The organism is Paludibacterium yongneupense DSM 18731 (genome assembly GCF_000422925.1).
In the GTDB taxonomy this organism is placed as follows: Bacteria; Pseudomonadota; Gammaproteobacteria; order Burkholderiales; family Chromobacteriaceae; genus Paludibacterium; species Paludibacterium yongneupense.
In genome coordinates this window covers 77,196-102,847 of record NZ_KE383959.1, presented here as the reverse complement: position 1 = coordinate 102,847, position 25,652 = coordinate 77,196, and the positions used below count along the sequence as shown (strand labels likewise).

Annotated in this window: 25 protein-coding genes and 1 tRNA gene; 17 read left to right on the top strand and 9 right to left on the bottom strand. The window is 59.8% G+C overall.

Annotated features, from left to right (window positions below; all coding sequences use genetic code 11):
* Positions 1-60: 60 nt before the first annotated feature.
* From G520_RS0118500 to G520_RS0118480, 5 genes are all read right to left on the bottom strand, one after another.
* Positions 61-1,635 (bottom strand): ABC transporter substrate-binding protein, encoded by a 1,575-nt coding sequence (locus G520_RS0118500; protein ID WP_036666547.1) that lies wholly within the window; start codon positions 1,633-1,635, stop codon positions 61-63.
* A gap of 48 nt (positions 1,636-1,683) precedes the next feature.
* Positions 1,684-2,259 (bottom strand): D-alanyl-D-alanine dipeptidase, encoded by a 576-nt coding sequence (gene ddpX / locus G520_RS0118495; protein ID WP_028536953.1) that lies wholly within the window; start codon positions 2,257-2,259, stop codon positions 1,684-1,686.
* A gap of 14 nt (positions 2,260-2,273) precedes the next feature.
* On the bottom strand, positions 2,274-3,131 hold the full coding sequence (locus tag G520_RS0118490) for a MurR/RpiR family transcriptional regulator (RefSeq protein WP_028536952.1): 858 nt from the start codon (positions 3,129-3,131) through the stop codon (positions 2,274-2,276).
* Positions 3,132-3,485: 354 nt separating this feature from the next.
* Positions 3,486-4,259, bottom strand: a complete 774-nt coding sequence (locus G520_RS0118485) for a cephalosporin hydroxylase family protein (RefSeq protein WP_028536951.1) — start codon at positions 4,257-4,259, stop codon at positions 3,486-3,488.
* Between the two features lie 106 nt (positions 4,260-4,365).
* Positions 4,366-4,863 carry a GNAT family N-acetyltransferase gene (locus G520_RS0118480; protein WP_028536950.1) on the bottom strand — a complete coding sequence of 166 codons (498 nt, stop codon included), beginning with the start codon at positions 4,861-4,863 and terminating at the stop codon, positions 4,366-4,368.
* Between the two features lie 384 nt (positions 4,864-5,247).
* Here G520_RS0118480 and G520_RS0118475 point away from each other — a divergent pair, with 384 nt between their 5' ends.
* Together G520_RS0118475 and G520_RS0118470 are read left to right on the top strand one after the other, a co-directional pair.
* Positions 5,248-6,075, top strand: a complete 828-nt coding sequence (locus G520_RS0118475) for a transporter substrate-binding domain-containing protein (protein ID WP_036666546.1) — start codon at positions 5,248-5,250, stop codon at positions 6,073-6,075.
* 59 nt (positions 6,076-6,134) lie between these two features.
* Positions 6,135-6,920 (top strand): amino acid ABC transporter permease, encoded by a 786-nt coding sequence (locus tag G520_RS0118470; RefSeq protein WP_028536948.1) that lies wholly within the window; start codon positions 6,135-6,137, stop codon positions 6,918-6,920.
* Positions 6,921-6,957: 37 nt separating this feature from the next.
* Here the strand turns inward: G520_RS0118470 and G520_RS0118465 are convergent, their stop codons facing one another.
* On the bottom strand, positions 6,958-8,736 hold the full coding sequence (locus G520_RS0118465) for an ABC transporter ATP-binding protein/permease (protein WP_028536947.1): 1,779 nt from the start codon (positions 8,734-8,736) through the stop codon (positions 6,958-6,960).
* 263 nt (positions 8,737-8,999) lie between these two features.
* Here G520_RS0118465 and G520_RS24130 point away from each other — a divergent pair, with 263 nt between their 5' ends.
* From G520_RS24130 to G520_RS0118440, 5 genes are all read left to right on the top strand, one after another.
* A complete protein-coding gene (locus G520_RS24130; protein ID WP_169449859.1) occupies positions 9,000-10,823 on the top strand; it encodes a sensor domain-containing diguanylate cyclase in 1,824 nt (607 codons plus the stop codon).
* 190 nt (positions 10,824-11,013) lie between these two features.
* Positions 11,014-11,817, top strand: a complete 804-nt coding sequence (locus G520_RS0118455) for an ABC transporter substrate-binding protein (protein WP_028536946.1) — start codon at positions 11,014-11,016, stop codon at positions 11,815-11,817.
* A 49-nt stretch (positions 11,818-11,866) separates the two neighbouring features.
* Positions 11,867-12,610, top strand: a complete 744-nt coding sequence (locus tag G520_RS23425; protein WP_051229515.1) for an amino acid ABC transporter permease — start codon at positions 11,867-11,869, stop codon at positions 12,608-12,610.
* Positions 12,597-13,319: an amino acid ABC transporter permease gene (locus G520_RS23420; protein ID WP_051229514.1), complete on the top strand. Its 723-nt coding sequence runs from the start codon at positions 12,597-12,599 to the stop codon at positions 13,317-13,319. Before G520_RS23425 ends, G520_RS23420 begins: the two co-directional genes overlap by 14 nt.
* Positions 13,320-13,391: 72 nt before the next feature.
* Positions 13,392-14,150 (top strand): sulfite exporter TauE/SafE family protein, encoded by a 759-nt coding sequence (locus G520_RS0118440; RefSeq protein WP_156877014.1) that lies wholly within the window; start codon positions 13,392-13,394, stop codon positions 14,148-14,150.
* On the opposite strand, the gene G520_RS0118435 is transcribed toward G520_RS0118440, so the two are convergent.
* Positions 14,147-15,163 carry a patatin-like phospholipase family protein gene (locus G520_RS0118435; protein ID WP_036666544.1) on the bottom strand — a complete coding sequence of 339 codons (1,017 nt, stop codon included), beginning with the start codon at positions 15,161-15,163 and terminating at the stop codon, positions 14,147-14,149. The two genes, G520_RS0118440 and G520_RS0118435, sit on opposite strands and share 4 nt — an antisense overlap.
* Before the next feature lie 44 nt (positions 15,164-15,207).
* The gene (locus tag G520_RS25745; RefSeq protein WP_281424447.1) at positions 15,208-15,339 is read right to left on the bottom strand and encodes a hypothetical protein; all 132 of its coding nucleotides are present in this window, start codon (positions 15,337-15,339) and stop codon (positions 15,208-15,210) included.
* 2 nt (positions 15,340-15,341) lie between these two features.
* Between G520_RS25745 and G520_RS23415 the strand changes: the two genes are divergently transcribed.
* Positions 15,342-15,572 carry a hypothetical protein gene (locus G520_RS23415; RefSeq protein ID WP_036666542.1) on the top strand — a complete coding sequence of 77 codons (231 nt, stop codon included), beginning with the start codon at positions 15,342-15,344 and terminating at the stop codon, positions 15,570-15,572.
* Positions 15,573-15,686: 114 nt separating this feature from the next.
* Positions 15,687-15,771: transfer RNA gene (locus tag G520_RS0118425), tRNA-Leu, on the top strand.
* Positions 15,772-16,308: 537 nt separating this feature from the next.
* On the opposite strand, the gene G520_RS25870 is transcribed toward G520_RS0118425, so the two are convergent.
* On the bottom strand, positions 16,309-16,530 hold the full coding sequence (locus G520_RS25870; RefSeq protein ID WP_425516771.1) for a hypothetical protein: 222 nt from the start codon (positions 16,528-16,530) through the stop codon (positions 16,309-16,311).
* Positions 16,531-17,121: 591 nt separating this feature from the next.
* Between G520_RS25870 and G520_RS0118410 the strand changes: the two genes are divergently transcribed.
* From G520_RS0118410 to cas2e, 8 genes are read left to right on the top strand one after another with little or no spacing between them, the layout of a single operon-like run.
* A complete protein-coding gene (locus tag G520_RS0118410; protein WP_028536941.1) occupies positions 17,122-19,833 on the top strand; it encodes a CRISPR-associated helicase/endonuclease Cas3 in 2,712 nt (903 codons plus the stop codon).
* Positions 19,830-21,386 carry a type I-E CRISPR-associated protein Cse1/CasA gene (casA, locus tag G520_RS0118405; protein ID WP_036666540.1) on the top strand — a complete coding sequence of 519 codons (1,557 nt, stop codon included), beginning with the start codon at positions 19,830-19,832 and terminating at the stop codon, positions 21,384-21,386. The genes G520_RS0118410 and casA overlap by 4 nt, the downstream gene beginning before the upstream one ends.
* Positions 21,379-21,894 (top strand): type I-E CRISPR-associated protein Cse2/CasB, encoded by a 516-nt coding sequence (casB, locus tag G520_RS0118400; protein ID WP_028536939.1) that lies wholly within the window; start codon positions 21,379-21,381, stop codon positions 21,892-21,894. Before casA ends, casB begins: the two co-directional genes overlap by 8 nt.
* Before the next feature lie 44 nt (positions 21,895-21,938).
* Positions 21,939-23,075 (top strand): type I-E CRISPR-associated protein Cas7/Cse4/CasC, encoded by a 1,137-nt coding sequence (gene cas7e, locus G520_RS0118395; protein WP_028536938.1) that lies wholly within the window; start codon positions 21,939-21,941, stop codon positions 23,073-23,075.
* Position 23,076: 1 nt separating this feature from the next.
* Positions 23,077-23,736, top strand: coding sequence for a type I-E CRISPR-associated protein Cas5/CasD (gene cas5e, locus G520_RS0118390; protein WP_028536937.1), 660 nt, complete (start codon positions 23,077-23,079; stop codon positions 23,734-23,736).
* Positions 23,711-24,325, top strand: coding sequence for a type I-E CRISPR-associated protein Cas6/Cse3/CasE (gene cas6e, locus G520_RS0118385; RefSeq protein WP_028536936.1), 615 nt, complete (start codon positions 23,711-23,713; stop codon positions 24,323-24,325). Before cas5e ends, cas6e begins: the two co-directional genes overlap by 26 nt.
* On the top strand, positions 24,318-25,238 hold the full coding sequence (gene cas1e / locus G520_RS0118380) for a type I-E CRISPR-associated endonuclease Cas1e (protein WP_028536935.1): 921 nt from the start codon (positions 24,318-24,320) through the stop codon (positions 25,236-25,238). The genes cas6e and cas1e overlap by 8 nt, the downstream gene beginning before the upstream one ends.
* Positions 25,219-25,515, top strand: coding sequence for a type I-E CRISPR-associated endoribonuclease Cas2e (cas2e, locus tag G520_RS0118375; protein ID WP_028536934.1), 297 nt, complete (start codon positions 25,219-25,221; stop codon positions 25,513-25,515). The genes cas1e and cas2e overlap by 20 nt, the downstream gene beginning before the upstream one ends.
* Positions 25,516-25,652: the final 137 nt, after the last annotated feature.

The window sequence follows — 25,652 nt, the reverse complement described above, 5'->3', positions numbered from 1 at the left end:
GGCTTGTCTCCATCTCCGGTGGTCGGGGAAGGCCGCGGGCGGCCCTCCCCGCGACCGGGGTCAGTGCTTGGACAGCGTGTCCAGATTGAACACTTGCTCCAACATCGGGTTGAATACAAAGCCCTTGACCGAACTGCGCAACGCAACCTCATAGTTCTTCTGGAACAGGAAGACATAGGGCGCTTCGCCGATGATGGTCTTCTGCGCCGACTGATACAGCTGCGTGCGCTGCTTCTGATCGGTGAGCGTCGCGGCGCGTACCAGTTGCGCGTCGACTTGCGCATTGGTGTAGAACGCGCGGTTGCCCGGCAACCCGGCCTTGGCGGTCTCGAACCAGTAGTTCATGAACATATAGGGATCGGCGAAGTCGGGGCTCCAGTTGCCGATGGAAATATCGTAGTCGGCCTTGCCCACACGATCGCGCATCGTGGCGTTAGCCAGCTTTTCCATCGTCAGCGTGATGCCCAGCTTGGCCAGATTGGCCTGCAAGGCCAGACCGATTGGCTCCCAGTTCGGATCGCGGTCCGAATAGAGGAAGCTCAGCGTGGCGGGCTTGGTACCGGCACGGTCGAGTGCCTCGCGCGCGCGCTTGAGGTCGAAGCCGTATTGCATGGCGTGTGGATCATAGCCCCACAGCCCTTGCGGTATCGCTCCGCGCATCTGCTTTGCTTTGCCCTGCAAGACGCCTTTGATGATTCCGTCATAGTCGGTGGCGTACGAGATGGCGCGCCGCAGCGCCGGGTTGGACAGGGGAGACTTGCGGTTGTTGAGGTAAAGATAGGTCACGCGCAGCGAAGGATAGGCGCCGACGGTGACGCCCGATGTGTGCTTGAGCGCTTCCAGTTGATCGACCGGCAGTTCCTCTGCGATGTCCAGGTCGCCGCGCTCGAGCTGCAGGCGCCGGGTCGATGCCTCGCCGATGATTTTTACCACGACCTTGGACAGCGCGGGCTTGGGGCCGCCGTAATAGGGGTTGGGGGCCAGGACCAGAGATTGTCCCTTCTGCCACGATACCAGGCGGAAGGGGCCGGAGCCGGCCGTATTGCGCGCGAGCCAGGCGCGTCCGTCATCGCCGGCGTTCTGCGCCACGGCCTTGGGGTTGATGATGGCGGCCCCGTCATTGGCCAGCGTGTACAGGAAGGGGGCGAACGGCGTCGGCAAGGTGAATTTGACCACCCCCGGTTTGGGCACGGAAACGGCCAGTCCTTTGGGGAAGGCATCGGCCGGCCCCTGGCCGATTTTCAGCATGCGTTCGAAAGACTGCTTGACCGCCTCCGCCGTTACCGGCGTGCCGTCGTCGAAGCGCTGGCCGGACTTCAGGACGAAGGTCCAGCTCAGGTGATCCGGGGATGAGCTCCATGACGATGCCAGATCGCCTTCGACACTCGTCGAGCCGCCCTTGTAGCGCAGCAGTCGCTGATAGGACGGGTAGGTCACGGTCCAGTCGTTGTTGTCTATGGTAACCGCGGGATCCAGCGTCTGCGGATCGGCGGCCTTGCCTATCACCAGAACCCCGGGCGGAGTGGCGGCGAGTGCCGTCGCGGTCGCCCCCAGCGCCAGCAGCAGGGTTGCCGCGATGACGGTGATGCGCGCGTGCGCGGATACCTTCTCGTTTACAGAACATGGTTCGTACATCGAGCGCTCCTTCTTGACATGACAGGGACAGATAACACGATGAAACCCTTACCGCAGCGGCAAGGGAAGGCAGGTCAGCCGCTCGTCGTCGACGAGCGGATAGGCGATGGCATTGTCGAGTTCGAAATGCCACCATTCGGTCGCGATCGGCCGGAAGCCGGCCTGGGTCATGATCGCTAGCAGCAGCAGGCGGTTGCGCTGACTCGCCGCCTCCACTGCCGGGTGAAAAGGATGGGAGCGTTCGCTCATCTCGTCGAACGCCGTGCCCATGTCCAGTACGCTGCCGTCGCCGTCGACCAGCGTGACGTCGAGCGCGACGCCGCGGCTATGGTGCGAGCCGCGCTCCAGGTCGGCCACATAGCGGCTGTCGGGCAAGGCATCCCACAGCCGGCGCTGAGCCTCTGCCGGCCGGTAGGCATCGAGGATGCGCAAGCGCAGCCCGGCCAGTGCCGCAATGCGGATGGCGCTTTCCAGTGCGCGCTCGGCATCGGGATGCAGCAGGCAGCAGGGCTGACGGTAGATCGGGCGCCCGGTCAGATTGTCGGCGCCGGCATAAACCAGATCGATCTCGACATGGTGGCGCGGAGGGTGGATGACAACCAGGGGAGCGGCGTGCTGTGGCATGGTTCGGGTTCCGGTTATTGTTCGAATTGTCCAAAGGTGTTCTGCAGCGCGCGGTTTTGTGCGAGCCGTGTATCGAGCTCCGGCCCCAGCTGCTCGACCACGGACGAGGCCAGCAGGTTGAACAGGCATAGCAAGGGCGAGTAGGCATCCCAGAACTGACCGACATCGGTTTTGACTTGCAGCAGGTCTATCGGGTAGTCGCGGCCCCAGGTGCAATAGCAGTCGGTGACCAGGCAGACCTCGATGCCGCGTTCGACTGCGGCGGCGCATACTTTGCGCGTCAGGCTGGAATACGCGCGCAGGTCAGTGACCACCAGATAGGGGTGAGCGAAACCCGAATTGAGCGATTCCACATAGGTGCCGGCCTGGCCTTCGGCGTAGAACACACGCGGACGCAAATACTCAAGATGGCTAAAAAAAGCGTTAGCAATGCCACGTGTTGACTGAATGCCGAGAATGAACACGGCTTCGGCATGGGCGAGGCGCTTGGCGACGCGGGCAAAGACCGGACTCTGAGCCAGTGCATGCGCATGGCGGATGGCTTCGAGTTCCAGCGTCAGCGAGTGATCGCTTCGATCCGCTGCGTCGTGCTGGGCGCGAAATGCCCCGAGGCGGTCGGTGATCATCCATGGGCGGGTTTCTGTCTTGCCGCGCAACGCGTGTTTGAAATCGTCGAGATTGCGATAGCCGAGTGTGCGCAGCAGGCGCCCGACCGAAATGCCGCTGGTGCCCGTGGCCTGGGCAATGCTGCTGGCCGTTTCGAACGGCAACTGCTCCAGATTGGCGAGCAGATAGCTGGCGATGTCTTTGCCGGTGGGCGTCAGCTCCGGGTAATGGCGTTCAATGTCGGCGATGATATCGGCTTGTTCCATTTGATCTCCGCTGTTCGTTCTCTGTCATGTATGTTCGTTTTGTTATTTTTATAACATAGCAAACGTCATGCCAGGCTGACTGGATCAGGCAGGAGAAGATGGGGGCAAAGAGGGCGGTGCTTAGGTCATTGAAAAACAAGGAATAATTATTCCAGGCTCGCACGGCTTGCACCGGCCGCTGTCATCGCGTGCGCCAGAACGGGACGCCTGTGCAGGGCGCATGTGCCAGACCGGCACCACTTCAGCGTATGGAATGGAAGATGAACGAGGGGAGAGAGGGTTGCCGGCCGGATTGCGCTCTGCCTGGCCGGCATGTCCGCGCCTACCGCCGGGGGCGGCGGGAGGCACGGCGATTCAGTGCTTGATCCGCCGCAGATAGCCGTCGCGGGCGACGGTAATCTGCAGTTTGTCGTGGATGCTCGCGTCTATCGCGAACTCGGGGTGCGTCTTCAGGAAGGCCCATACCGCCGTTTTGGGATTGTCGCCAGGACCCCATGGGCGGTCGGGGATCAATTCTTTGGGCAACTCGTCGACCACGGTATCGAACACCACGCAGTAGCTGCCCACCGAGGTCAGACCGGCATAGGCTTCGAGTTCGGCGAGCACGTGGTCGTGGGTGTGGTTGCTGTCGAGGCAGACGAGCACGGTGCGATAGTCGGCGGCGATCGCCCGCACCTGTTCCACGATGGCGGGGTCTGTGCTCGACCCTTGCAGCATCCGGATGCGCGATGCCATCGGGTGCGCCTCGATCGCCGCCCGGTTATGGGCACGGATATCGATATCGATGCCGACGACCTTGCGCCGCGACTGGCGCGGATCGATCGTGGCGCCGCTCTCGATGGCGTCGCACAGATCGAGCTGGGCGAGCATGGATGCGCTGAAAACCAGCGAGCCGCCGTGGGCGATGCCGGTTTCGATGATGAGATCGGGTTTGATCGCCCAGATCAGTTCCTGCATCGCCACGATGTCTTGCGGGTACTGAATGATGGGGCGGCCCTGCCAGGCGAAGTTGTAGCAGTATTTCGGGGCCGTCGAAGCGCGCAGGAAGGCGGCGGAAATCTCCTGCAGCTCGGTGTTGACGGAGAGAGCGGCGATACGCTCGTTTACTTCATTGGTAAAATCGGTCATCTCTTCCCCGCGGACGTTATGCGTTTTTGCTACTCACCTAATATGGTGATTGCGCCATGCCTTATATGATGACATGTCGGTGAGCGGCGCGGAAGACGGCGCGATCTTAGAGTCGCGTCATTCTCGCCATGTGATAGACGTTTGCATACTCGCCGTTGCGAAACGCGTAACGCGGCGATTCGCCTTCGATCGCGAAGCCGTGCTTCTTATAGAGGGCGATCGCGGCGGCGTTGTCGACGAATACTGACAGTTCGATGCGACTGATATCGAGCCAGTTCTCGGCCAGGTCGATGGCGGCCGCCAACAGCCTGCTGCCTATGCCTTGCCCGTGCCACGCATCCTTGACCCCCATGCCTACGCTGGCGACGTGCTTGCGCCGTGGGTTCTGCATCGCTTCCAGACCGAGTTGACCGACGATCTCGCCCTCGACTTCGGCCACCAGGCTGTAACGGCCGGGTGGAAAATCGGCAAGCCGCTTTTCCCATTTCTCGAGAGAGGGGAAGGGCAGTTGCATGGTGCCGGAATAGGCTTTCGGTCCTTCGTAAACGCTTCTGATGCCAGCGATGTCGTCCGCCGTGCTGTGGCGGATGGTGATCTCGCGCATGGCGTCCTCCCGTGTCCAGTGTGCTTGAGTCAAGCATGCCATGGTGTAACGCAGGTGGCTAGAGCAGGGGCGCCCGCGTCCGTGTCTAGACAAGAGTGCAGGCCTTCTTTTATTTGCCACATGCCTAGCGGTATGCCGCCTGTTTTGTATAGACATGTAGCCGTCATCAAACGCCTGTCGCTCGCGTGAAGCAGGGCCTTCAGCAGGCGTCCGGCCACCGTGCGCTGATAGCCGGCTCCGCTGCGCAAGTCGCGATTATTGCAAGGCTTACTGTGGCGTCGTGCCGGGCCGACGCGAGGCGGCGCAGCGGGGGGCGAGGTTGTGCTCATGGTAAATTTGTGGAATATTCGGACTAACCGGAATTTAATTTTGAATGTGAGTGGTATGCAAAATAAATGGACCAAGCGGGCGGGCGTCGCAGCCTTGTGCGCAGTGTGGAGCGTGGCGGTGCTGGCCGGCGCGACGCTGGATCGAGTCAAAAAAACGCATGTGCTGGTCGAAGTCCTAGACCAGAGCTACCCGCCGTTCTCATTCCTTAACGCGCATAACCAGATGGATGGCTTCGACGTCGACGTGGCCAAGGCCGTGGCCGCGAGGCTGGGCGCCAGATTGAAAATCGAAACGCCGTCCTGGGAGGCTATCACCGCCGGTCGCTGGGGCAACCGCTTCGATATCTGCGTATGCTCGATGACGCCGGACAAGAAAAAAGCCGATATTCTCAGTTTCGTTTCCTATTACTACAGCTCGCCCGCCGTGCTGGTGGTCAATGCCGCCAATACCCGGATCAAGGACATGCGCGATGCCGGCGGCAAGCGCATCGGCGTCGAACAGGGTTCATCCTATGAACGTTACGCGCAGAAAGCCCTGACTCTGTGGGGCACCAGCGCTCAGCCGACCTATCCTTTCGACCGCGTGATCGTGTCGCCCTATGCGAGCGAAGACCTCGCCTATCAGGATCTGGCGCTGGGCGACGGCAAGCGCATCGATGGCATCGTATCCAACTATGTGACGGCCAAGGCGCGGCTGGACAAGCAGCCGGGCAAGTTCAGGATTGTAGGCAAACCCCTGTACCTGGAACCAAACTGGGTCGCCGTGGACAAGGGCGATCCGGAGTGGCAGGCGCTGGTGGCCAAGGTCATGTCCGATCTGCGCAAGGACGGAACGATTTCGAAGATATCCAAAAAGTGGATCGGTAGCGACATCACCAAGTGATGCGTATTTGACTCGCCCCGCCCCTGCCGCTCTGCGGCAGGGGCTTTGCTTAGTATTCTATGTCGACTCAACAATCTTTCGTCCCCTCCTTCAAGCTGCGCGTGGCGCTGGTGTGGGGTACGCTGCTCGCCGGTTTTCTGCTGTTCGTTTCCAGCTTCCAACTGCAGTTTTCCTTTGTCTGGGACAAATTGCCCAGCCTGCTCGGTTTTGAGCTGGCTCCGGACGGTTTTGTCCAGGGGGTGCCGCTGACGTTGTTGCTCTGTCTGGCCTCCATGGTGATTTCCCTGATACTGGGGCTGCTGTCGGCGCTGGGCCGCATGTCCAGCAGTGCGTGCGCCTTCGGCATCGCAACTTTCTATACTTCGTTTTTTCGCGGTACGCCGCTGCTGCTGCAAGTCCTGTTGATCTATCTCGGCTTGCCGCAGCTCGGCCCGGTCCCCGCTGCCATCCCCTCCGGCATTACCGCGCTGTCGCTGTGCTACGGCGCCTACTTGAGCGAGATTTTTCGCTCGGCCATTTTGTCCGTCGATCGCGGACAGTGGGAGGCGGCGATGGCGCTCGGACTGAGCCGGCGCCATATCTTCAGCAAAATCATCATGCCGCAGGCGATGAAGGTCGCGATACCACCGGTCGGGGCGATGTTTATTTCCATGCTCAAGGATTCGTCGCTGGTATCGGTGATGGGCTTGTGGGAGATCATGTTCCTCGCACAGAGCTATGGCCGCTCGTCCTACCGCTATATGGAAATGCTGATTACCGCCGCGGTGATCTACTGGATATTGTCCATCGTCCTGGAAGTATTCCAGGCCCGTCTCGAAGCGCGCTACCACAAGAGCGCGCGCTAGGCTGCGCGGGCGGGGCGGCCCCCGCCCGCCGGTCTTGTCAGGCCAGTTGCCAGGCGCCGTCGCCCAGCAGTTGCAGCTCGCGCGGGTGGAAGGCGCGCAGGGTGCTGCGGTGCCCCACGCTGACCAGCACCAGTTGCGGCAAGCGTTCCCTGACCAGACGGTACATGGCTTCTTCCAACCCTTCATCCATGGCCGATGTGGCTTCGTCCAGAAACGCGGCCTGCGGTCTGGCCAGCAGCAGGCGCCCGAAAGCGAGACGCTGCTGTTCGCCTAGCGACAGGATATGCCCCCAGTCGGTCGATTCGTCGAGGCGATCGATCAGGTGCCCGAGCTGTACATCGCGCAAGACCTGGCGTGCCATGGCATCGTCCTGTGCCACGACACCGGCCGGGTAGTAGAGCGCATCGCGCAAGGTTCCCTGCGGCAGATAGGGCTTCTGCGACAGAAACAGCGAAGCGCCCTCGGGGCGTACGATCTCGCCCTCGCTATACGGCCACAAGCCCGCTATCGCGCGCAGCAGCGTGGTCTTGCCTGCGCCCGAGCGCCCGCGTATCAGCAGGGGCCGAGCGGTGTCGACCCGGACAGTGAGCTGCTCGAGCAGCAAGACGCCGGCGGGCGTGCGCACGCTCAGCCCTTCCAGGCTCAGTTCGCTGCCGCGCTCATGCCGCGACGGCTCGGGCAGGGCTACGGCGTTCGAGATCGCCTCGGTGAAGCCGGACAGCCGGTTCAGCACCGCACGGTAGCTGGCAAAATTGTCATACGCGTTACGGAAGAAAGACAGGTTATCGTGTAGGGTCCCGAAGGCCTGGGCCGTTTGCACCATGTCGCCAAGCGTGATCTGCTTGGCGAAGAAACGGGAGGCTTGAATGATGAAAGGGAATACCGCCGCCGTCTGCGACACGATGAAGTTGAAGCTCTGGAATTTCAGCGACCGGTAGACAATCTGCCAGGCGTTGTCGATGATGCGGGCAAAGCGCTGGCGCAGCTGTCGGCCTTCGACCCCCTCGCCGCCGTAAAAGGCGATGCTTTCCGCGTACTCGCGCAGGCGGACCAGAGCATACCGGTAATCAGCGTTCAGCCTTTCATTGCGAAAATTCAGTCCGACCAGAGGACGGCCGATCCGGAAGGCGAAACCGGTCGCGACAATGACATAGAGGAAGACCGCGAACACCATCCCCCTGGGAATATGCAGACCCAAGACGTTCAGTATGCCGGACAGATTCCACAGAATAAGCGTGTAGGCCACTGTCGAGACCAGCGCATTGACCATCCCCATCGACAGGTCGAGCGAAGTGGTGACGAAGCTGGCGACATCTTGCTGCAGCCGCTGATCGGGGTTGTCGGCCGGTTGAGCCAGATACTGGCTGCGGTAATAGGCCTGCCGGTCCAGCCAGCGGCCCAGCAGGTGTTCGTTCTGCCACTGGCGCCAGTGCAGGGTAAAGCTCTGCTGGATATAAAAATCGAACAGCGAGCGCACCACGTGCAAGCTGGCCAGCACGGAGAACACGGCGATCTCCATCCAGAAGACTTTGGCGTCCAGATTTTGCAGCGCGGTGTACATGCCGTTGAACCAGGTCGAGAACAGTACGTTCAAGCGCACGGCGAGCAAGGTCAACAGCAGGATCAAAGCCAGAATGCCAAGCGGCTTGAGGCTGCGCCGCGGCGAGAAATAAGGGCCGGCCAGTGCGACGAACTGGCGCCCCCATTGCGTGTAGCGGGTAACGGCCCAGGCGAACAGACCAAAGGCGAGCAAGGTGATGCCGTAGGCTCTGGCCAGCCACAGGCTACTGGCCAGCAGTTCCTGATTCCAGTTCATCGTTCCTCCTGGAGGGGGATTATTGTTGTAAGAGATAATTTAGATTTAATGCTAGTGAATAGCATATAGGAATTGCAGTTTGATTGTTATTGGCACTTTGGTTAATTTTTTTAACTATATGATATTTATGGAATAATAGTGCGCTTTGGTCGATGCGGGGAGGAGGCGTGCGTCAATTCTTGACGGGTATGACCTTAAGAACGGAATATCTCGTCCGTGTTTACTAGTATCAATGTATGGGTTGTCTGGTCATGGGGAACGGCATGAAACGAGGGGTATCGCTGCGGACGTTTTTGATAGCGCCGTTCTTGCTGTTATTTTTATCCGGAGTCGTCCTCATTGGATGGATTTCGTATCAGAACTGGCAGGCCTCCGCCCATCAATTCGAGCGCAGGCTCTCCGACGAGATCGGCCAGCGCATCAAGACCAACCTGCAGCAGTTGTTCAACTCTGCGGCCACGATCGCCCATGTCAACCGCGACCTGTTGCAGAGTCGGCAGATGGGGGTGGACGACAGCCTCGCGCAGCAGCGGATGTTTGCTTTGCAGCTGTATCAGATGCCTTATCTGACGGCGATCAGTTTTGGCCGCCCCTCTAACGAGTTCGTCGCCGCACGTCGCGCCCGCCAGGGGACGACAGTGCATGTGGTGCTGTCCGGGCAACGGACCCGGGGGGTACTGCAGATCTATTCCACCGGTTCGGACGATAGCGCGCGCGATCTTTTATATGTGGGTGAAAGTCCCTATGACGTGACTGAAACCGCCTGGTTTCGCAGGGCGGTGGCCACCGGCGCGCCGAGTTGGGACGATCCCGACCACCTCGATAGCCGGGATGGTCTCGGTTTTGGCATCGGTGCACCCGTCTACGGCGCCGGTCATGCCTTGCTCGGGGTCGCTGGCGTCTATGTGGGCGAGGACCAGCTCAGCCGGTTCCTGGAAGAGTCGCAGAGCAGCGCGCACGGACTTTCGTTTTTGATGGATGTCCATGGCCACCTGCTGGCGACCTCGGACAGCAGTTCGCTGTTCGAGATGCGCGGCGGCGATCTGCACCGTTTCAGCGCCAGCGAGAGCCATGAACCGCGCATTGCCGCCGCCGGACGCGAGTTGAAGAGATCTCCGCTCACCGGCTCGCGCCTGATCAGTATCGGGTCGGAGAACTATCTGCTCAATGCGATTCCGTACGAGGGGCCGGATGGCCTGAAACTGACAATAGGCGTGCTGCTACCCGAGAAGGATTTCTCCGGCATGCTGACCGACAATCTGCGTATCAGCGGTCTGCTGATCCTGCTTTCCGTTGTGATCGGCACGCGCTTCGGCATCGCACTGACCAAGCGGGTATCGCATCCCATCGAAGAGATCAATCAGTATGCGGCACAACTCGCCCGCGGCGAGTGGGACGGGCGGCCGATGCCTGACAGTTCCGTGCGCGAGATCAACAGCCTCGCGCACGCCTTCGACGGGATGGCCGTCAGCCTGCAGGACATGATCGATAACCTGGAATCGAGGGTGGTAGAGAGAACCCAGGAGCTGGAAGTGGTCAACGAAAAGCTGGCACGCCTGGCGAGCGAGGATGCGTTGACCGGCATTGCCAACCGGCGCTGTTTCAACGAGGTGCTGGAGCGCGAGTGGTCGCGCGCCCAGCGCGAGCGCAAGCCCGTTGCCCTGTTGCTGTGTGACATCGATTACTTCAAGGCTTATAACGACAATTACGGCCATCACGAAGGCGATATGGTATTGCGCGATATCGCCCGCATCATCGCTGCCCATGCACGGCGCCCGCTTGACCTCGCTGCGCGTTACGGCGGCGAGGAGTTTGCGCTGGTGCTGCCCGGCACGCATCTCGCGGGCGCGCTCTACCTGGCCGAGAAGCTGGTACAGGCGGTGCGCGACGCCGAGCTTGAGCATGGCTATTCCCGCGCGGGTCCGATAGTGACGCTCAGCATCGGGGTGGCCGCACTCTATCCGCTGCACGGCGAGGCCTCGTCGCGGCTGATCCAGTTGGCCGACGTCGAGCTCTACCATGCCAAGGACCGGGGGCGCAATCAGGTCAGCCCGCGCATTCCGGGTTCGCTCGAAGTCGGAAGCTGAGCCGCTTCTCGCGTTGCGCTAGAGCATGTTCGAAAGGTGTAAAACGCTATGTCTAGCGGAAAAATCAGTAAAAACGTCTGTTTTGTTAGACTTTATCGGTATTTGTAATTCGTTTTTGTCTATTGGATATATCGTTTCTGCGGCGGTAGCATGAGTCACATATAAGCAAATCAACCGATGGTGACTCATAATGCATAGCAAAAAGTATATGTCCGTATTGCTGCTGACCTTGCTTGCCAGCGGCGCGCATGCCGATCAGCTCGACGAAATCAAACATGCCGGCAAAATCACCGTCGGCGTTTTCGACAGCAACCCTCCCTTTGGTTACATCGATGCCAAGACGCATGCGGTCGCCGGTTACGATGTCGACTTCGCCAAGGCCCTGGCCAGCAAGCTCGGCGTGAAGCTGGAGCTGAAGACGACCAATCCGGCCAATCGCATTCCGCTGCTGGCTTCGGGCAAGGTCGACACCATCGTCGCCGCCTTTACCATTACCGAAGAACGTGCGCGCCAGGTCGATTTCTCGACACCGTATTTTGTAACCGGCCAGCAGTTTCTCGTCCCCAAAGGCCAGTTCCGCAAACAGCAGGACCTGGCCAACGCCAAGATAGGCGCGGTAAAGGGCACCACGGAAGAGCAGGAGTTGCACAAGGCCTTCCCGCAGGCGACCGTGCTGTCCTATGACGAAATCGCTCTGGCTTTCGCTGCACAGCGCAACGGCAATGTCCAGGTGATTACCCAGGACGGCGCGATTCTCGCCGGGCTGCTGGCCGCGTCGCCGGACAAGGCCAAGTACGAACTCACGCCTTATCGCGTATCGGTCGAACCCTACGGCATCGCCGTCAAGAAGGGCGAGAAACGCCTGCTCGATGCGATCAACCAGACCCTGGTCGGTCTGGAAAAGAACGGACAGGCGCTGCATATCTATAACACCTGGTTCGGCAAGGGCAGCAGCACGCCGCTGCCGCGCGACTTCAAGATCGCCCTGCATTGATGGTCGGGCGACATCGCCATTCCGCTACCCGCCAGCCCGGGGGGGCGGAATGAACGGCTACCACTTCGACTGGCTGGCGGTGTTGAGCGGCCCGCCGCGGCAATGGCTGCTGTCGGGGCTGCTGACCACACTCGAGCTGACCCTGTGTGCCAGCGTGCTCGCCACCGCCATCGCCGTCGCGCTGCTGGGGCTGCGCTTGCTGCCGTCGCGTCCGGCCAGGACACTGGCCGCCGCCTATGTCGCGGTCTTCCGCAATACCCCGCTGGCGGTGCAGTTTCTGTTCTGGTACTTCGGTGGCATCGGCCTGCTGCCCTCCGCCTGGCGCACATGGTTGAATGCCCCCCATCACGCGGTCGGCCTGGCTTTCCCCTCGCTCGAACTGCTGGTTGGCGTCTGGGGGTTGGGCCTGTTCAGCGCCGCCTTCGTGGCGGAAGACATGCGTGCCGGCATGCGTGCGGTCGCGCGCGGCCAGATCGAGGCCGGTCGCAGCCTGGGGCTCGGTGCCTGGCAGACGCTGCGACTCGTCGTCTTGCCCCAGGCGCTGGCCCATGCCTGGCAACCGCTGATCGGGCAGTACCTCAATCTGATGAAAAACTCTACGCTGGCCATGTCTATCGCCGTCGCCGAACTTTGCTACCAGGCCAATCAGATCGAAAGCTACAACTTCCATGCGATCGAAGCTTTTGCCGTGGTCTCCGCTATCTATCTGGGCTTAGGACTGCTGCTCAGCGCGCTGCTACAGGGGCTGGGCAATTCGCTGCTGCCGTCGTGGAGGCGAAATGTCCGTCATTGATCCCGGCGCCTGGTCCGCCATCGCGGATAATATCGGCTATCTGCTGTGGGGCAGGGCGGCGGAAGGCGAGCCAGGCGGGCTGCTGCTGACGCTGCTGATTGCCTTGTCATCCGGGGGGATCGCACTGCTGTCGGGCTTCGCGCTGGCCGTGCTGGCCTGGTTCAGCCCGCCCGCGCTGCGGCGCGTGCTGTTTTTGCTGGCGGATCTGGTGCGCGGCATCCCGCTGCTGCTGCTGATTTTCTGGTTCTACTTCCTGTTGCCGCTGCTGATGGGCAAGGGGGCGCCGGATTCCGCCTCGGTGGTGCTCGCGCTCGCTCTGTTCTGTGCCGTATCGGTCATGCACATCGTCCTGTCGGGGCTGGGGGCGGTGGCGGCGGGGCAGCGCGAAGCGGCAATCGCCTCGGGTTTCGGGACGTGGCAGACTTTGCGCCTGGTCCTGTTGCCGCAGGCATTGCCGCCCATGCTGCCATCGCTGGTCAATCTGTTTGTCGCCCTGATCAAGGATACGTCCATGGCCTTCATCGTCAGCGTACCGGAACTGACCCTGCTGACGAATCAGGTCAATAACCGCGTGATGATCTACCCGCTGCCGCTGTTCTTCACGGCGGGGGCGCTGTACTTCATCGTGTGCGCGACGTTGGCCGAGCTTGGCCGGCGGCTGGAGCGGCACCTGGGGCGGCATGGGTATGGCCTGGGTGCCTCGGCCTGATTAGATAAATCAATTTGCCATAGTCAATGGCATGGTTTTGAATCGGGCCTTACCTCTTTTCGAATGATGACCATGCCGATCGCTCATCCCTCCGTCCATGCCTTGCTGCTGGTCGCCCTGGCGGGCGTTTACGCCGGCGCGCAAAACGTTCTCGCCGGCGGCGGCTCTTTCATTACTTTTCCGGCCTTGCTGCTGGCCGGCCTCAATCCGCTGGCGGCCAATATCTCATCGACCATCGCGCTGTTTCCGAGCCAGATGACCTCGGCGTATGCCGGGCGGCGGCTGGTGGGTGATGTCGGCGCCTTGCGCTTCCGCTATCTGTTTGCCCTGAGTCTGGTCGGAGGGGTCGCAGGTGCTTTGCTGCTATTGAGTACGCCCGCCGAGTTCTTTGCCCGCTTGGTGCCGTGGCTGGTGTTGTTCGCCACCAGCGTATTCGCCTGGGGCAGCTTCCGGCGCAAACCGCTAGACGCGGCCGCCACGCTGCCACTGCCGGTGCTGCTGGCGGTGCAGGGCGCGATCGCGATCTACGGCGGTTACTTCGGCGGTGGCATCGGTTTTCTGATGCTGGCGGCGCTGACCGTGGCCGGGCAGGCGGTGCGAACCGCCACGGCGACCAAGAACGCACTGGCGATGGCGATGAATGCATCTGCAGTGGCGGTCTTCGTCTTCTCGCCGCAAGTCAGCTGGCCCGCCGTGCTGGCGCTGGGCGCGGGCGGGGTGCTTGGCGGCATCAGCGGCTCCTGGCTCATGCACCGCCTGCCCGAGAAGATTTTGCGCGCCTTTGTCGTTTGCGTCGGCGCCGCGCTGACGGTCTGGCTGTTCCTGCGCTAATAGAACAAGTCGTCGAGCGGCGCGGTCGAGCGTCGCCCGACGGCGGCGCCGTGCGCGGCGAGCCATGTCTCCGCCGCTGCGCGGCCCAGATCGCGCAGGGTGGCGAAAAAGTCGGCATTGGCCGCCATCCTCGTCGCCGGATGTAATTGCGCCAGCTTTTCCGGCGCTTCGATCATGTGGAAGCGCGTGCGCATCAAGTGGCGCTCGAAGCGGCCGAGTATCGGCCAGCGCTGTCCGAGCATCCGCCGCAGGTGGGTGAACATGCGCATCTCGCGCAGAAATGTCGAGTTGAAGGCGAGCTCGAGCACGCGATTCTTGATTTCCTCCGCGCTTTGCGGCGTGGTCTGGAAGGAGAGCGGGCTGAGCAGCACCAGCATGATATCGTCGGCACGACAGTCGTAGAACAGCGGGAACACGGCGGGGTTGGCGGCGAAGCCGCCATCCCAGTAAGGCTCGCCGTCGATTTCGACAGGCCGGTAGATCGTTGGCAGGCAGGCCGAGGCCATGACCGCGTCGGCGCTGAGATCGCTGTTGTTGAAGATGCGAAGCTTGCCGGTGTTGGCGTGGGTTGCGGCGACAAACAGCTTGACCCGGCCGTTGCGGCGCAGACGCTCGAAGTCGAACTGCTCGGCGATGATGTCGCGCAGCGGATTGTGGTCGAAAGGGTTGAGCTCTTCCGGCGACAGGTAGCGCGACCATTGCAGCATGGCCTGGAAGGCCGGGGCCAGGGTCAGGTTGTCGTTGTCGAGCGAGCCGGACAGCAAGGCGAACGGCGCACTGTCCGCCACCGCCATCCAGAAGCGTGACAGCGCCGCGCGCGCGCCGGCACGGCCTCCATCGAGCAGGCCTTGCGCCAGCGCCACGGCATTCATGGCGCCGGCACTGCTGGCGCTGATCCCGTCGATATGCCATTGCTCATGCTCAAGCAGACGATCCAGTACCCCCCAGGTAAATGCGCCGTGAGCGCCTCCGCCTTGCAGGCCGAGGCTGATGCTGGTTTTGCCTGTCAACATTGAGCATATCCCCTTGCAGGTAACAAGTCGCCGACGGGACCGGTTCAGACACGATAACGCCACTTTCGCAGCGCATCCAGCATAAAGCGCAGCACGCTGGCTCCCTCGGCCGCCGGCCGGGATTGCGCTTCATTTTTGAGTTGGGTGTATTCGGAAATCAGGCTGCCGTAGTTCATGATTGCGTCTCCTGTTGCGGGTGGGCCCGCAAGGCGGCGCAGCGGCGGCTTACCGCGCGAGACGGCAAGACGTCGACGAGCCAGCCCTGCCCGGGCCGGTATGGCTGGATGGAGGCGTTGCCGGGCAACGCCAGGGACTACTGCCGTCGTTCATGTATCGCTTCTCGTCGATGGAAGAACCCGCCGCCAGCGGGCGGGGCTGCATTCACGGTCGCAACGACCGGACGTTCTAATGGTAGATGTCAGATGGCTACAATTCAAATCCGGGTGTCGGCTTGCTAAGCGGTGGGCTTAGCCCATACAATGCTCGACTCGATGTGCCTGGTGCAAGCCGGCGGCGTCGATAGGCCCCGATGGTGAAACTGGTAGACACAAGGGACTTAAAATCCCTCGGCTTCGGCTGTGCCGGTTCGATTCCGGCTCGGGGCACCAGCCTTCCTTCCGGGAAGGTCCGATAAAGTACACAAAACCCGCACAGCGTAAGGCTATGCGGGTTTTTTGTTGTCCGGGTTTGTCCGGGACTATCCGGCTACTGCCGATAACGCCCGTCGCCGGTTGAATCCGCAGCCACGAACGGTCAGTCAAGATGAATCGGCTTCAATGGTTGCGAAGCTCGATTCAACTCAACTTCCAGCACGCGGACAAGTACGGGCCCGCTCAGCATCGGGGCTTCGATATGCTGACTATGGAATATCTGCCAGTTTCGAGCTATGTATTTGGCCCGGCGACAAGCCGTAAAAATTCTGGAAGCTCATGATGAGCGGGTGCCATTTGTCTGGGGCGATGCGGTTGGGGGCGCCATTGAGAAGAAGATCAGGGCGCACATGTACCCGTTGAACCCCCAACTCGAAGATATTGATGGCGCCGCGTAGTTGCGGCGTATCTTCACTGATACCGTGCCGCGCGGCCACGACTGCCTCCATGCGAACGGGACACTCCTGTACTCGCGGGGCCGCCATCGTCAGCGAATCAACCGGTGTCAGTCCAGTCAGGCCAAACTTGCTTTGAAGCTGGAACCGGATTGGAGCCAGTGGTGCGGGCGATGCGATCCACTGCCCCGGCTTCACGGGACGACGGAAGATTGAGAACGCACTCGCCAGTACGATTAAGATTTTCTGTTGTTTTTGATGCTGCGCCGATCCCGATGATGCAACACCATCCGAGCCAGAATGCTGAAGAAAAGTGTGCGATATTGGGCGTGCCATCTGCATTCCTTGTGCTGATCAGAACGACAGGCGTTCCGAAGCATAAGGATGGCAGGCTCGCTTAGAACGTGTGAATCAGACATATCAACACCTCGGCAACGGTTAGGAGTGTCGCCAGTATCTTGGGTACGATCCGTTTCCGTGCCCCGTTTCTTGCTCTTTCATTCTTCTTCGCTAATCAAAATCCTCAATCACGGGGCCAAAAAACAAGATAAGCAGCAGGCCATATTTGCCGTCACGAACAATTTCGAAGCGGTTGCCCAAGAGTGTCACGGAAAATGGCTGCCCACTGGTCGCCAGATCACGGTGCGCGCATTCTTCATCGCCTCGATGTGGAATTCTTCCCTATCATTGGATGTACCGTGGTTTAAGATCTTAAAGTCTGTAATCTACTGCTTGCACGGCATCCTATCGAGGAGCAAGGTCATTTGGATGTTGCAAGCTGCATGAGGCAGTACATTACATCGATAATGCCGCACTGGGAGCAGACCGTTTATGATGCAGGAGAAGTGAAGTTAAACTAAATATGAAATCAATGTAATATGCCAATGTAAACACAAAGGGTACATGGCTATTCATGGCGCCGCTGCTTAGTAGTGAAAATCCGCTTCGGTTTGATGCACTTCCGCCCGCTTGCAGAAATATTTGGGCAAAAAGTGGAGAAGAGCTATGGCACAGCTTGCTGTGCCATATGCTGGATGTGGCTGCTGTCGCATCGGTGTTGCTGGAATACTGCCCGAGCAATGAGATACAGACGGCTGAATGGTTTGGTTTACCGGCTGGCGCTGTCAGGCATTGGCTGGCCGCATTGGTTGGCCTGCATGATTTTGGAAAAGCGATTCCCGGCTTTCAGGCCAAATGGGAGCCCGGCATGCGATTGGGCCAACAGTCGGGCCTGGTTTTCTCCCCGGATATATGCCTTAAGGCGGATAGGCACGATGCCGCCACCGCTGCGTTGCTTCCCAAGTTTTTGCAATCCATGGGTGTGGCTTACGATTGGGCCTCCGGCGTGGTGCAAGCGGTGAGTGCCCACCATGGGTTCAATTTTCTGGATGGTCAAGCGATCCACCCGGTAGGTGAGCCCGATATCTGGAAATCAACTCGCCAGCAAATCTTTCATGCCTATTGGCAAACGCTTTCTCCCGACTCTGCCCCCCAGGATCAATTGCTATCCCTTACTGCCGTTCAATGGTTGGCGGGCCTAACCAGTGTGTGTGACTGGATCGGTTCCAACAGCGAATGGTTTGTGCCCGGTGAACGTGACGCCACCCTGGCCGGGCATTTTGCCAACGCTCGGGAAATAGCATTCAAGGTGCTGGCAAAGCCCGATAAGCTGGGGTGGCCGCCATTTTTTGCCTTGCTGCAGCAACCGGATGCCAGTAGTAACGAATTAATTACGCAGATTCTTGGTGCGAGCCAGAGAGTTACGGCTCGCCCTTTGCAGCAGGTAGCCGATGCCCTGTTGTCAGGAGGACAGGGCCCTAGTTTGATGGTGGTGGAAGCTCCGATGGGAGAGGGAAAGACCGAGCTGGCGTTTCTTGCCTGTCTGAGGCTGCAAGAGCGCGAGCGTCATCGCGGGATCTATCTGGCCTTACCCACGCAAGCCACCGGCAATGCCATGTTCGAGCGCACGTTGAAATTTCTGCGCTCTTTTGCCGGTCACTCAATGCTGGACATCCAACTGGCGCACGGTGGCTCGGAGATGAATGAAACCGTGGCCCGCCTACGCGATATATGGGGTGACTCGCGCGATGAAGCCGTGCGCTCCTCTGCCTGGTTTGCGCAAAAGCGGCGCGGTCTGCTATCCCCTTATGGGGTGGGGACGGTGGACCAAGGCTTGTTTGGGGTAATGAACGTCAAACATCACTTTGTGCGGCTATGGGGTTTGGCCAACAAGGTGGTCGTGCTCGATGAAGTACACGCTTACGACGCCTACACCGGTGGCCTGATCGAAACCCTGTTGCGTTGGCTGAAAGCGCTAGGCTGCTCGGTGATATTGATGAGTGCCACCCTGCCGGATAAAAAGCGTGAGGCTTTACTGCGAGCCTGGGACGTGACCGGAGGTATTCCTGATAACCCCCCTTATCCACGGGTATTGCTGGCCGATGGCAAGGGTGTGCGCGGTGACACCTTTAGTGCACGCCAGCAAGAGCCCATCCAAGTAAGCGGACTGGACGAATCGCTGGGCAGCATCGCCATTCAGGCCCTGGGTGCCTTGCAAGAAGGGGGATGCGGAGCCGTCATCGTCAACACGGTGGATCGCGCCCAGCAGCTCTATCTGAGTCTGGTTGATCGCTTGCCTGACGATACGGTACTACTGCTGTTCCATGCCCGCTTTCCTGCCGACGAGCGCCGGGATATCGAAGAGAAGGTACTGAATACCTTTGGCCCAACAGCGGAACGACCTGGACGCGCATTGTTGATTGCGACCCAGGTTGCCGAGCAGAGCCTCGACATTGACTTCGATTTCCTGATTTCCGATCTGGCGCCGGTTGACCTGCTGCTGCAGCGAGCCGGTCGTCTACATCGTCATCAGCGTGATCTGCGGCCGGTTGCCCACTGCCAGCCGCGTCTACTGGTTGCCGGCTTGTTGTCCGAGCGTCTACCTGACCTGGAGACTACGAACTGGGGACGGATTTACGGCGACTATCTGTGTCTGGTGACTTGGGCCATGCTGCTTAATGAACCGGTATGGAGGCTGCCCGACGATATCGACCGCTTGGTGCAGGCAGTGTATGCGCCATGGCCGGCGTTACCCGTGCTGGCGGCTGATATTGTGCAAAAAATTGAAGATGTTAGCCGTATAGAGCACAAGGCTAGTACTGATTTTCAGGTGCAATTGGCGCGCCATATTGCTATCGATCCGCGTGAACCCCCTGAATATGCCTACAACGACAAACCGCATGGGGCGGACGAGGACGATACGCTGGCGCTGCGTAATCAGACCCGCCTGGGCAGCGAAAGCATCACTGCCATTCCAGTGTGGGTGGATGCCGATGGCCAGTGGCGCATGCATGCCGGCAGTGCGCCATTTACCCCAGAGAAGCCCGTAAGCGACGCACTGGCGCGGCAGCTGTATGCACGTCAAATTAAGATTTCCCGTAAAGCGTTGCTCAAACACCTGCAAGCGCAAGCACCCCATCCCGCGTTGGCCGAACACCCCCTGCTTGCGCATTACCCTCCGTTGTTGCTGCAAGACGGCGTATGCCAGATCGGCAAGCTTTCCATTCGGCTGGACCCGAAACTGGGTCTGGTCTACTCCACTCAAACCCTGCAGGAATTACCATGAAGTCATACAACCTGTTGGACGAGCCTTGGCTACCGGTGCGCTATGCCGATGGGCAGGTCAAAGATATTGGTTTGTTGCAGCTGTTTGCCGATGCCAAGCAGATCAGTGCACTGGCGGAAACGGCACCGCCCAGCCTGATCGCGCTATATCGTCTGCTGCTGGTCATCACCCATCGCGCTTTTACGCACAAGTTCGGCACTTGGTCAGCGCGGGATATGGCGCGCTACTATCGAGAAGGCCTGCCGGTCGACGCGATTCATGATTATCTGGAACGCTGGCGTGAGCGCTTCTATGTATTTCATCCCGAGTGGCCGTTCATGCAAGTAGCGGCTTTGGCGGTAGCAGAGGAGACGCGAGCCAAGAGTAAATCCTGGACACAGATTGTGTTGGCCAGTAGCAGTGGCAATGCTCCGGTGTTGTTTGATCATGCGGTAGACACTCTGGGGAGCAGCTTGCCCGTCTCCTCGCTGATGTGCCAGTTACTGGGCTTCTTGCAGTTCACGCCAGGGGGCTTGGTGAAAACTGTCAGGGATTCAGACAAGGCAGGGGCGTTGGCTAATACCGCTGCCATCCTGCCTGTGGGTGAGACTTTGGCTCAGACCTTGTGCTTGGCATTGCATCCTTCCAAGCCGGAAGGCGAGGGTGACTTGCCTGCCTGGGAAAAGCCGCAACCTGATATTGCCGCTTTGCGTGGCGAGCCCGCGCTAGCAACCGGGCCAAATGACCGCTATACGCGCTTGAGCCGTGCAGTCCTGCTATTACCGGACAACGACGGTGGGCAAACCATTAGCCAGATACGTTTTGCCGCCGGCCTTGCATTGGCCGACGACGAACACGTGCCGGACAGTATGGCAAGCTACCGCGCTGGTAGCGTGGGCATGGTGCGGCTGGGCTTTAGCGAGGGCCGGGCAGTGTGGCGTGATTTACCGACTTTTTTACCGGATGCCAGTGGCAAGCATGCCTTGCCTGCTGCAGTACTGGGCTACGCCAATCTGGTGTTGCAAAGGTTGGGTGAATCCTCCGGCTGGCTTGCGGTCATGGTGCTGGGGTTGGCCAGTGATCAGGCCAAACTCTTGCGTTGGCGTGTTGAACGGTTTGCCCTGCCGCAACGCTTGCTGGCTCAGGAAGATGCAGCTGAGGTACTGCGCATTTACTTGCGTGAAGGCGAGGATCTGTTCAAAAGCATCAAGGAGAAGGCCTGTAGCATGTTGGCTAATACCATGCCTGACCCAAAACACAAGGACACACGCAGTCGCGCGCGGGCGGTGTTTGACAACGGTCCTGCCACCGCCTCCTACTTCTCCACGCTGGAAAGCCGTTTGCCGCAACTTCTGGTGTTTCTCGCCGATAACCGGCTGGATACAGCCGACGCCTACTGGCGATCGGCAAAACTGGCTGCTGCCGAGCTGTCCTGGGCAACCGTGTGTCGCCAATTGGGTACCAGCGCCCGTGCCTTGCGGGCCCGTGCCCTGCACGAATCTTTCTATCTGGGGCTGATCAAGTCCCTGCGTCCTGTTATCGCATCCCTGCCAGAGGAGCCATCTCATGTTTGACCAGCCGCAGGCCTTTGTCCTGCATTTGCAAAACCTGGCGCAAAACAACCGTGGCGCGCTGGCGGCCTTGCGCCGTAGTGCCGGATTCGCACCGGGGGCGTATCCGCCAGCCTTCCCGTATGTGGAACGTTTTGTTTCAGCAGATAGTCATGCCGAAGACAGTTACCGCCAGGCCTTGTATGTCACGGCCGCACTGTTTTCTCGCCACCCGCAACATGCCGAAGGGCAAAGCCTGGCAGCTGCACTGGGCAAGCTGATGCAGGCGCGTGACAGCGGCAGTATCGAACAGCGGTTTATCGCTCTCCTGGCTGCTGACGCCGAAGACCTATCTCAATATCTGCGCCAGATTGTGTCCTTGTTGGCCGCCGATGGCTACGGGCTGGATTACGTCAGTCTCCTGCAGGACCTGTCGCGTTATCTCAATCCCTTCCAGTTTGAAGCGCGCGACAAAGTGCGCCAGCGCTGGGCGCGGGATTTTTATCGCCAGTTGGTTGCACAAGAGAAATAAGCCGCTGTTCCCTGAATTGATATCGCCATTTTTGGAAAATTGCCATGAGCCTGTTTGTCGAATTTCACCTGATCCAGAACTTTGCGCCATCCAACCTCAACCGTGACGATACCGGTGCACCGAAAGATGCGGTGTTTGGCGGCTATCGTCGTGCCCGTGTCAGCAGTCAGTGTTTTAAGCGGGCCATTCGTTTGAATGCTGACTTCCCGGTGCCGAATCAGGGCATCCGCACCAAGAAACTGCTGGAACTGCTGCGTGCGCAATTGCAAGAGCAATATGGCCGTGACGCGGAGGACCTCGATAGCCGTATTGAAAGCGCACTCTCTGCCGCTGGTCTGAAACTGAAAGACGATGGTAAAACCGAATACCTGCTGTTCTTGGGACAGCAGGAAGTCGATGGTTTTGCCTCACTCGTCAATCAACACTGGGACGTGCTGGCAGCGCCGGTCAGTGGCGGGAAAAAGAGCAAAAAAGACGCAAAGGCCAGTGCGCCGGCAGAGGTGGTGAAACAGGCAAAAACCATCATGAATGGGGGCAAAGCATTGGATGTGGCCCTGTTTGGTCGCATGCTGGCGGACTTGCCCGAAGTGAATCAGGACGCCGCCTGCCAGGTGGCCCATGCCATCAGTACCCATCGGGTAGAGCGCGAATTCGACTATTTCACCGCCGTGGATGACATGGGGGCAGCGGATGAAACCGGTGCCGGCATGATCGGTCAGGTCGAGTTTAATTCCGCCACCTTCTATCGCTATGCGGTGCTTGACCCGGCCAAGCTGGTCGCTAACCTGCAAGGCGACCGCGAACTGGCGCTGGCAGGCTTGCGTGCGCTGGTGCTGGCGGTAGCCCGAGCCATTCCTACCGGCAAGCAAAACACTTTTGCCGCGCATAATCCGCCCAGCTTTATCGGTATCGCCATTCGTCATGCAAGCCCGCTCAATCTGGCAAATGCTTTTGAGAAGCCGGTGTATGCCCGAGGTGGCGAGGCGCTGACCAGCCCTTCGGTTGCAGCGCTGGCAGATTACGACAAGCAGCTCTCGGCCATTTATGGTGATGAGCAGGATCGCTGGGCCTATCTGGATTTATCTCATGCGTGGCCGCAAGACCTGGGCGAGTGCCAAACCAGCCTGACTGCACTGGCCGACTGGGTTGTGGCGCAAGTGAGTAGCGGGCTGGAGCAATAATATGGCCACCTTGCTGCTTCGGCTGGCTGGCCCCATGCAGGCATGGGGCACCACCAGCCGGTTTGACGAACGCGATAGCGGGCTGGAGCCCTCAAAATCCGGCGTTATCGGCTTGATTTGCGCCGCACTCGGGCGTGACCGTAGCCTGCCGGTGGATGATATCGCCTCATTGCGCATGGCGGTGCGCGTGGACCGTGAAGGCTTGCTAATGCGTGATTATCAGACAGCAACCGGCGTGCTGCTGGCTTCCGGCAAGCCAGACCACAAACGTACCGTGGTCAGTCCGCGTTTTTATCTGTCCGACGCAGTATTTCTGGTGGGGCTGGAAGGGGACGCTGCGCTGCTCTCAACCATCCAGCTAGCTTTGCAACAGCCGGTATGGCCGCTGGCGCTCGGCCGCAAATCCATGCCACCCGCGCTTCCCCTATGGCTACCCGAAGGCGTGCAGAATGGTGATTTGCTATCTGTGCTGCACACCTGGCCGCGGCTGGCCAGCGGTCGGGCCGAACAACACGGGCAGCCATTGCGCCTGATGCTGGAACACCCATCCGAAGGTGCTGTACGCCTGGATCAGCCGGTGGGCCCGTTCTCCGAACGCAGATTTGGCCCACGCTTTGTCAAACCGGAGGTGATGCATGTTCCTGACCAGACTCAAGCTTGATAGCCGGGAGGCTGCCGTTCGACGCGACCTTGCCAGCGCTTACGACATGCACCGTACCTTGAGCCGGGCATTTGCCGAACACGATGAAGCCCAGCCTGCGCGCTTTTTGTGGCGACTGGAAAGTGTAGAGGCTTCCCTGGGCGTGGCCATCTTGCTGATTCAATCAGAGGAAGCGGGGCGATGGCACAAACTCCCCGCAGGCTATTTGCGGGATAGCGCCAGCAAGGTGCTGGATCTGTCAGCCCTGCTGCAAGATGACCGATGCTATCGCTTCCGCCTGCTGGCCAATCCCACTGTTACCCGAGAAGGTAAACGCTATGGCCTGAACAAGGAGGATGATCAATTGGCCTGGTTGCAGCGGCAACTGCAAAAAGCCGGTTGCGTGGCGCAAAGCGTGATGCGTACCCGCTCCGAATGCTGGACAGTCCGCAAGAAAGGACATGTCATCACGGTACAGGCGGTAGGTTTTGAAGGTGTGCTGGCCGTTGACCAGGCAGCGCCATTGCAAACCACAATCCATCAAGGAATAGGGCACGCAAAATCCCTGGGCTTAGGCCTCTTGTCACTGGCGCCGGTGAGCCATGGCTGATCTGCTACCCAGGCTCAAGCCGCTCCCCATCAAGGAGCGACTTTCTGCACTGTTTGTCGAGCGTTGCCAGCTGGATGTTCTGGATGGTGCATTTGTGGCTGTGGATGTTACGGGCATTCGTACCCACATCCCGGTGGGCGGTGTTGCCTGTCTGATGCTGGAGCCGGGCGTGCGTGTGTCCCACGCCGCCTGCAAGCTGGCGGCGGAAGTTGGTACCTTGCTGGTGTGGGTGGGAGAGGCCGGGGTGAGGCTGTACTCTGCTGGCCAGCCCGGTGGAGCACGCGCTGATCGGCTTCTATATCAGGCTAAACTGGCGCTGGACGACGATGCGCGGCTCAAAGTGGTGCGCGAAATGTATCGCCGTCGCTTTGGCGAAGAGCCACCGCAGCGGCGCAGCGTAGATCAACTGCGCGGTATCGAAGGCGCGCGGGTGAGGGCGCTGTATAAACAGCTTGCCGAGCAATATGGCGTCAAATGGCATGGTAGAAACTACGATCACAAAGATTGGGACGCCGCCGATGCGGTAAACCGCTGCCTGTCTGCTGCCAACCATTGCCTGTATGGCGTGGTAGAAGCGGCGGTGCTGGCCGCCGGCTACGCCCCGGCCATTGGTTTCATTCATAGTGGAAAACCCTTGTCATTTGTCTACGATATTGCGGACATCTATAAATTCGAAACCGTGGTTCCGGTTGCCTTTGCTGTAGCTTCAAAATTTACCGGTGGCAACGACGAGCGCACGGTGCGGCAACATTGCCGCGACATGTTCCGCAGAACCAAACTGCTGGAGCGTATCATCCCGGACATCGAAGATATTCTGGCTGTTGGCGGGCTGGAAGTGCCCAATGTGAAAGGGGTGGTGGAGGCCGCGATACCTGAAGAGAAGGGACTGGGCGATGCTGGTCATCGTGCTTGAAAACGCCCCGCCACGACTGAGGGGGCGCATGGCGATCTGGTTGTTGGAAGTCCGCGCCGGGGTTTACGTGGGAACCTATAGCCGTAAGGTACGTGAGTACTTGTGGGAGCAGGTGGAAGCTGGGCTGGAGAACGGCAATGCGGTTATGGCCTGGCAGGCCAGCACCGAAGCTGGTTTCGAGTTTGTTACTTTGGGTAAAAACCGTCGTATGCCCGCCGAGTTTGACGGAGCCACGCTGGTATCATTTCATCCGCTGGATAGCCAGGAGCAGGATTGACCCTCCGTTCTTTAACAAGCTGAAAACGCAGGCTGATCGCAGAAAAGTCGGTAGATTTTTGAGTGGTTGAAATGCTGATTAAAAACAATGGTTTGTTTTTAGTCTGTTCCCCGCGACCGCGGGGATGAACCGAAAAC

Excerpts from the sequence above, each read along its gene's own strand:
- G520_RS0118500 (WP_036666547.1), bottom strand. The coding sequence starts at position 1,635 with ATGTACGAACCATGTTCTGTAAACGAGAAGGTATCCGCGCACGCGCGC.
- ddpX (WP_028536953.1), bottom strand. The coding sequence starts at position 2,259 with ATGCCACAGCACGCCGCTCCCCTGGTTGTCATCCACCCTCCGCGCCAC.
- G520_RS0118490 (WP_028536952.1), bottom strand. The coding sequence starts at position 3,131 with ATGGAACAAGCCGATATCATCGCCGACATTGAACGCCATTACCCGGAG.
- G520_RS0118485 (WP_028536951.1), bottom strand. The coding sequence starts at position 4,259 with ATGACCGATTTTACCAATGAAGTAAACGAGCGTATCGCCGCTCTCTCC.
- G520_RS0118480 (WP_028536950.1), bottom strand. The coding sequence starts at position 4,863 with ATGCGCGAGATCACCATCCGCCACAGCACGGCGGACGACATCGCTGGC.
- G520_RS0118475 (WP_036666546.1), top strand. The coding sequence starts at position 5,248 with ATGCAAAATAAATGGACCAAGCGGGCGGGCGTCGCAGCCTTGTGCGCA.
- G520_RS0118470 (WP_028536948.1), top strand. The coding sequence starts at position 6,135 with ATGTCGACTCAACAATCTTTCGTCCCCTCCTTCAAGCTGCGCGTGGCG.
- G520_RS0118465 (WP_028536947.1), bottom strand. The coding sequence starts at position 8,736 with ATGAACTGGAATCAGGAACTGCTGGCCAGTAGCCTGTGGCTGGCCAGA.
- G520_RS24130 (WP_169449859.1), top strand. The coding sequence starts at position 9,000 with ATGAAACGAGGGGTATCGCTGCGGACGTTTTTGATAGCGCCGTTCTTG.
- G520_RS0118455 (WP_028536946.1), top strand. The coding sequence starts at position 11,014 with ATGCATAGCAAAAAGTATATGTCCGTATTGCTGCTGACCTTGCTTGCC.
- G520_RS23425 (WP_051229515.1), top strand. The coding sequence starts at position 11,867 with ATGAACGGCTACCACTTCGACTGGCTGGCGGTGTTGAGCGGCCCGCCG.
- G520_RS23420 (WP_051229514.1), top strand. The coding sequence starts at position 12,597 with ATGTCCGTCATTGATCCCGGCGCCTGGTCCGCCATCGCGGATAATATC.
- G520_RS0118440 (WP_156877014.1), top strand. The coding sequence starts at position 13,392 with ATGCCGATCGCTCATCCCTCCGTCCATGCCTTGCTGCTGGTCGCCCTG.
- G520_RS0118435 (WP_036666544.1), bottom strand. The coding sequence starts at position 15,163 with ATGTTGACAGGCAAAACCAGCATCAGCCTCGGCCTGCAAGGCGGAGGC.
- G520_RS25745 (WP_281424447.1), bottom strand. The coding sequence starts at position 15,339 with ATGAACTACGGCAGCCTGATTTCCGAATACACCCAACTCAAAAATGAA.
- G520_RS0118410 (WP_028536941.1), top strand. The coding sequence starts at position 17,122 with ATGGCGCCGCTGCTTAGTAGTGAAAATCCGCTTCGGTTTGATGCACTT.
- casA (WP_036666540.1), top strand. The coding sequence starts at position 19,830 with ATGAAGTCATACAACCTGTTGGACGAGCCTTGGCTACCGGTGCGCTAT.
- casB (WP_028536939.1), top strand. The coding sequence starts at position 21,379 with ATGTTTGACCAGCCGCAGGCCTTTGTCCTGCATTTGCAAAACCTGGCG.
- cas7e (WP_028536938.1), top strand. The coding sequence starts at position 21,939 with ATGAGCCTGTTTGTCGAATTTCACCTGATCCAGAACTTTGCGCCATCC.
- cas5e (WP_028536937.1), top strand. The coding sequence starts at position 23,077 with ATGGCCACCTTGCTGCTTCGGCTGGCTGGCCCCATGCAGGCATGGGGC.
- cas6e (WP_028536936.1), top strand. The coding sequence starts at position 23,711 with ATGTTCCTGACCAGACTCAAGCTTGATAGCCGGGAGGCTGCCGTTCGA.
- cas1e (WP_028536935.1), top strand. The coding sequence starts at position 24,318 with ATGGCTGATCTGCTACCCAGGCTCAAGCCGCTCCCCATCAAGGAGCGA.
- cas2e (WP_028536934.1), top strand. The coding sequence starts at position 25,219 with ATGCTGGTCATCGTGCTTGAAAACGCCCCGCCACGACTGAGGGGGCGC.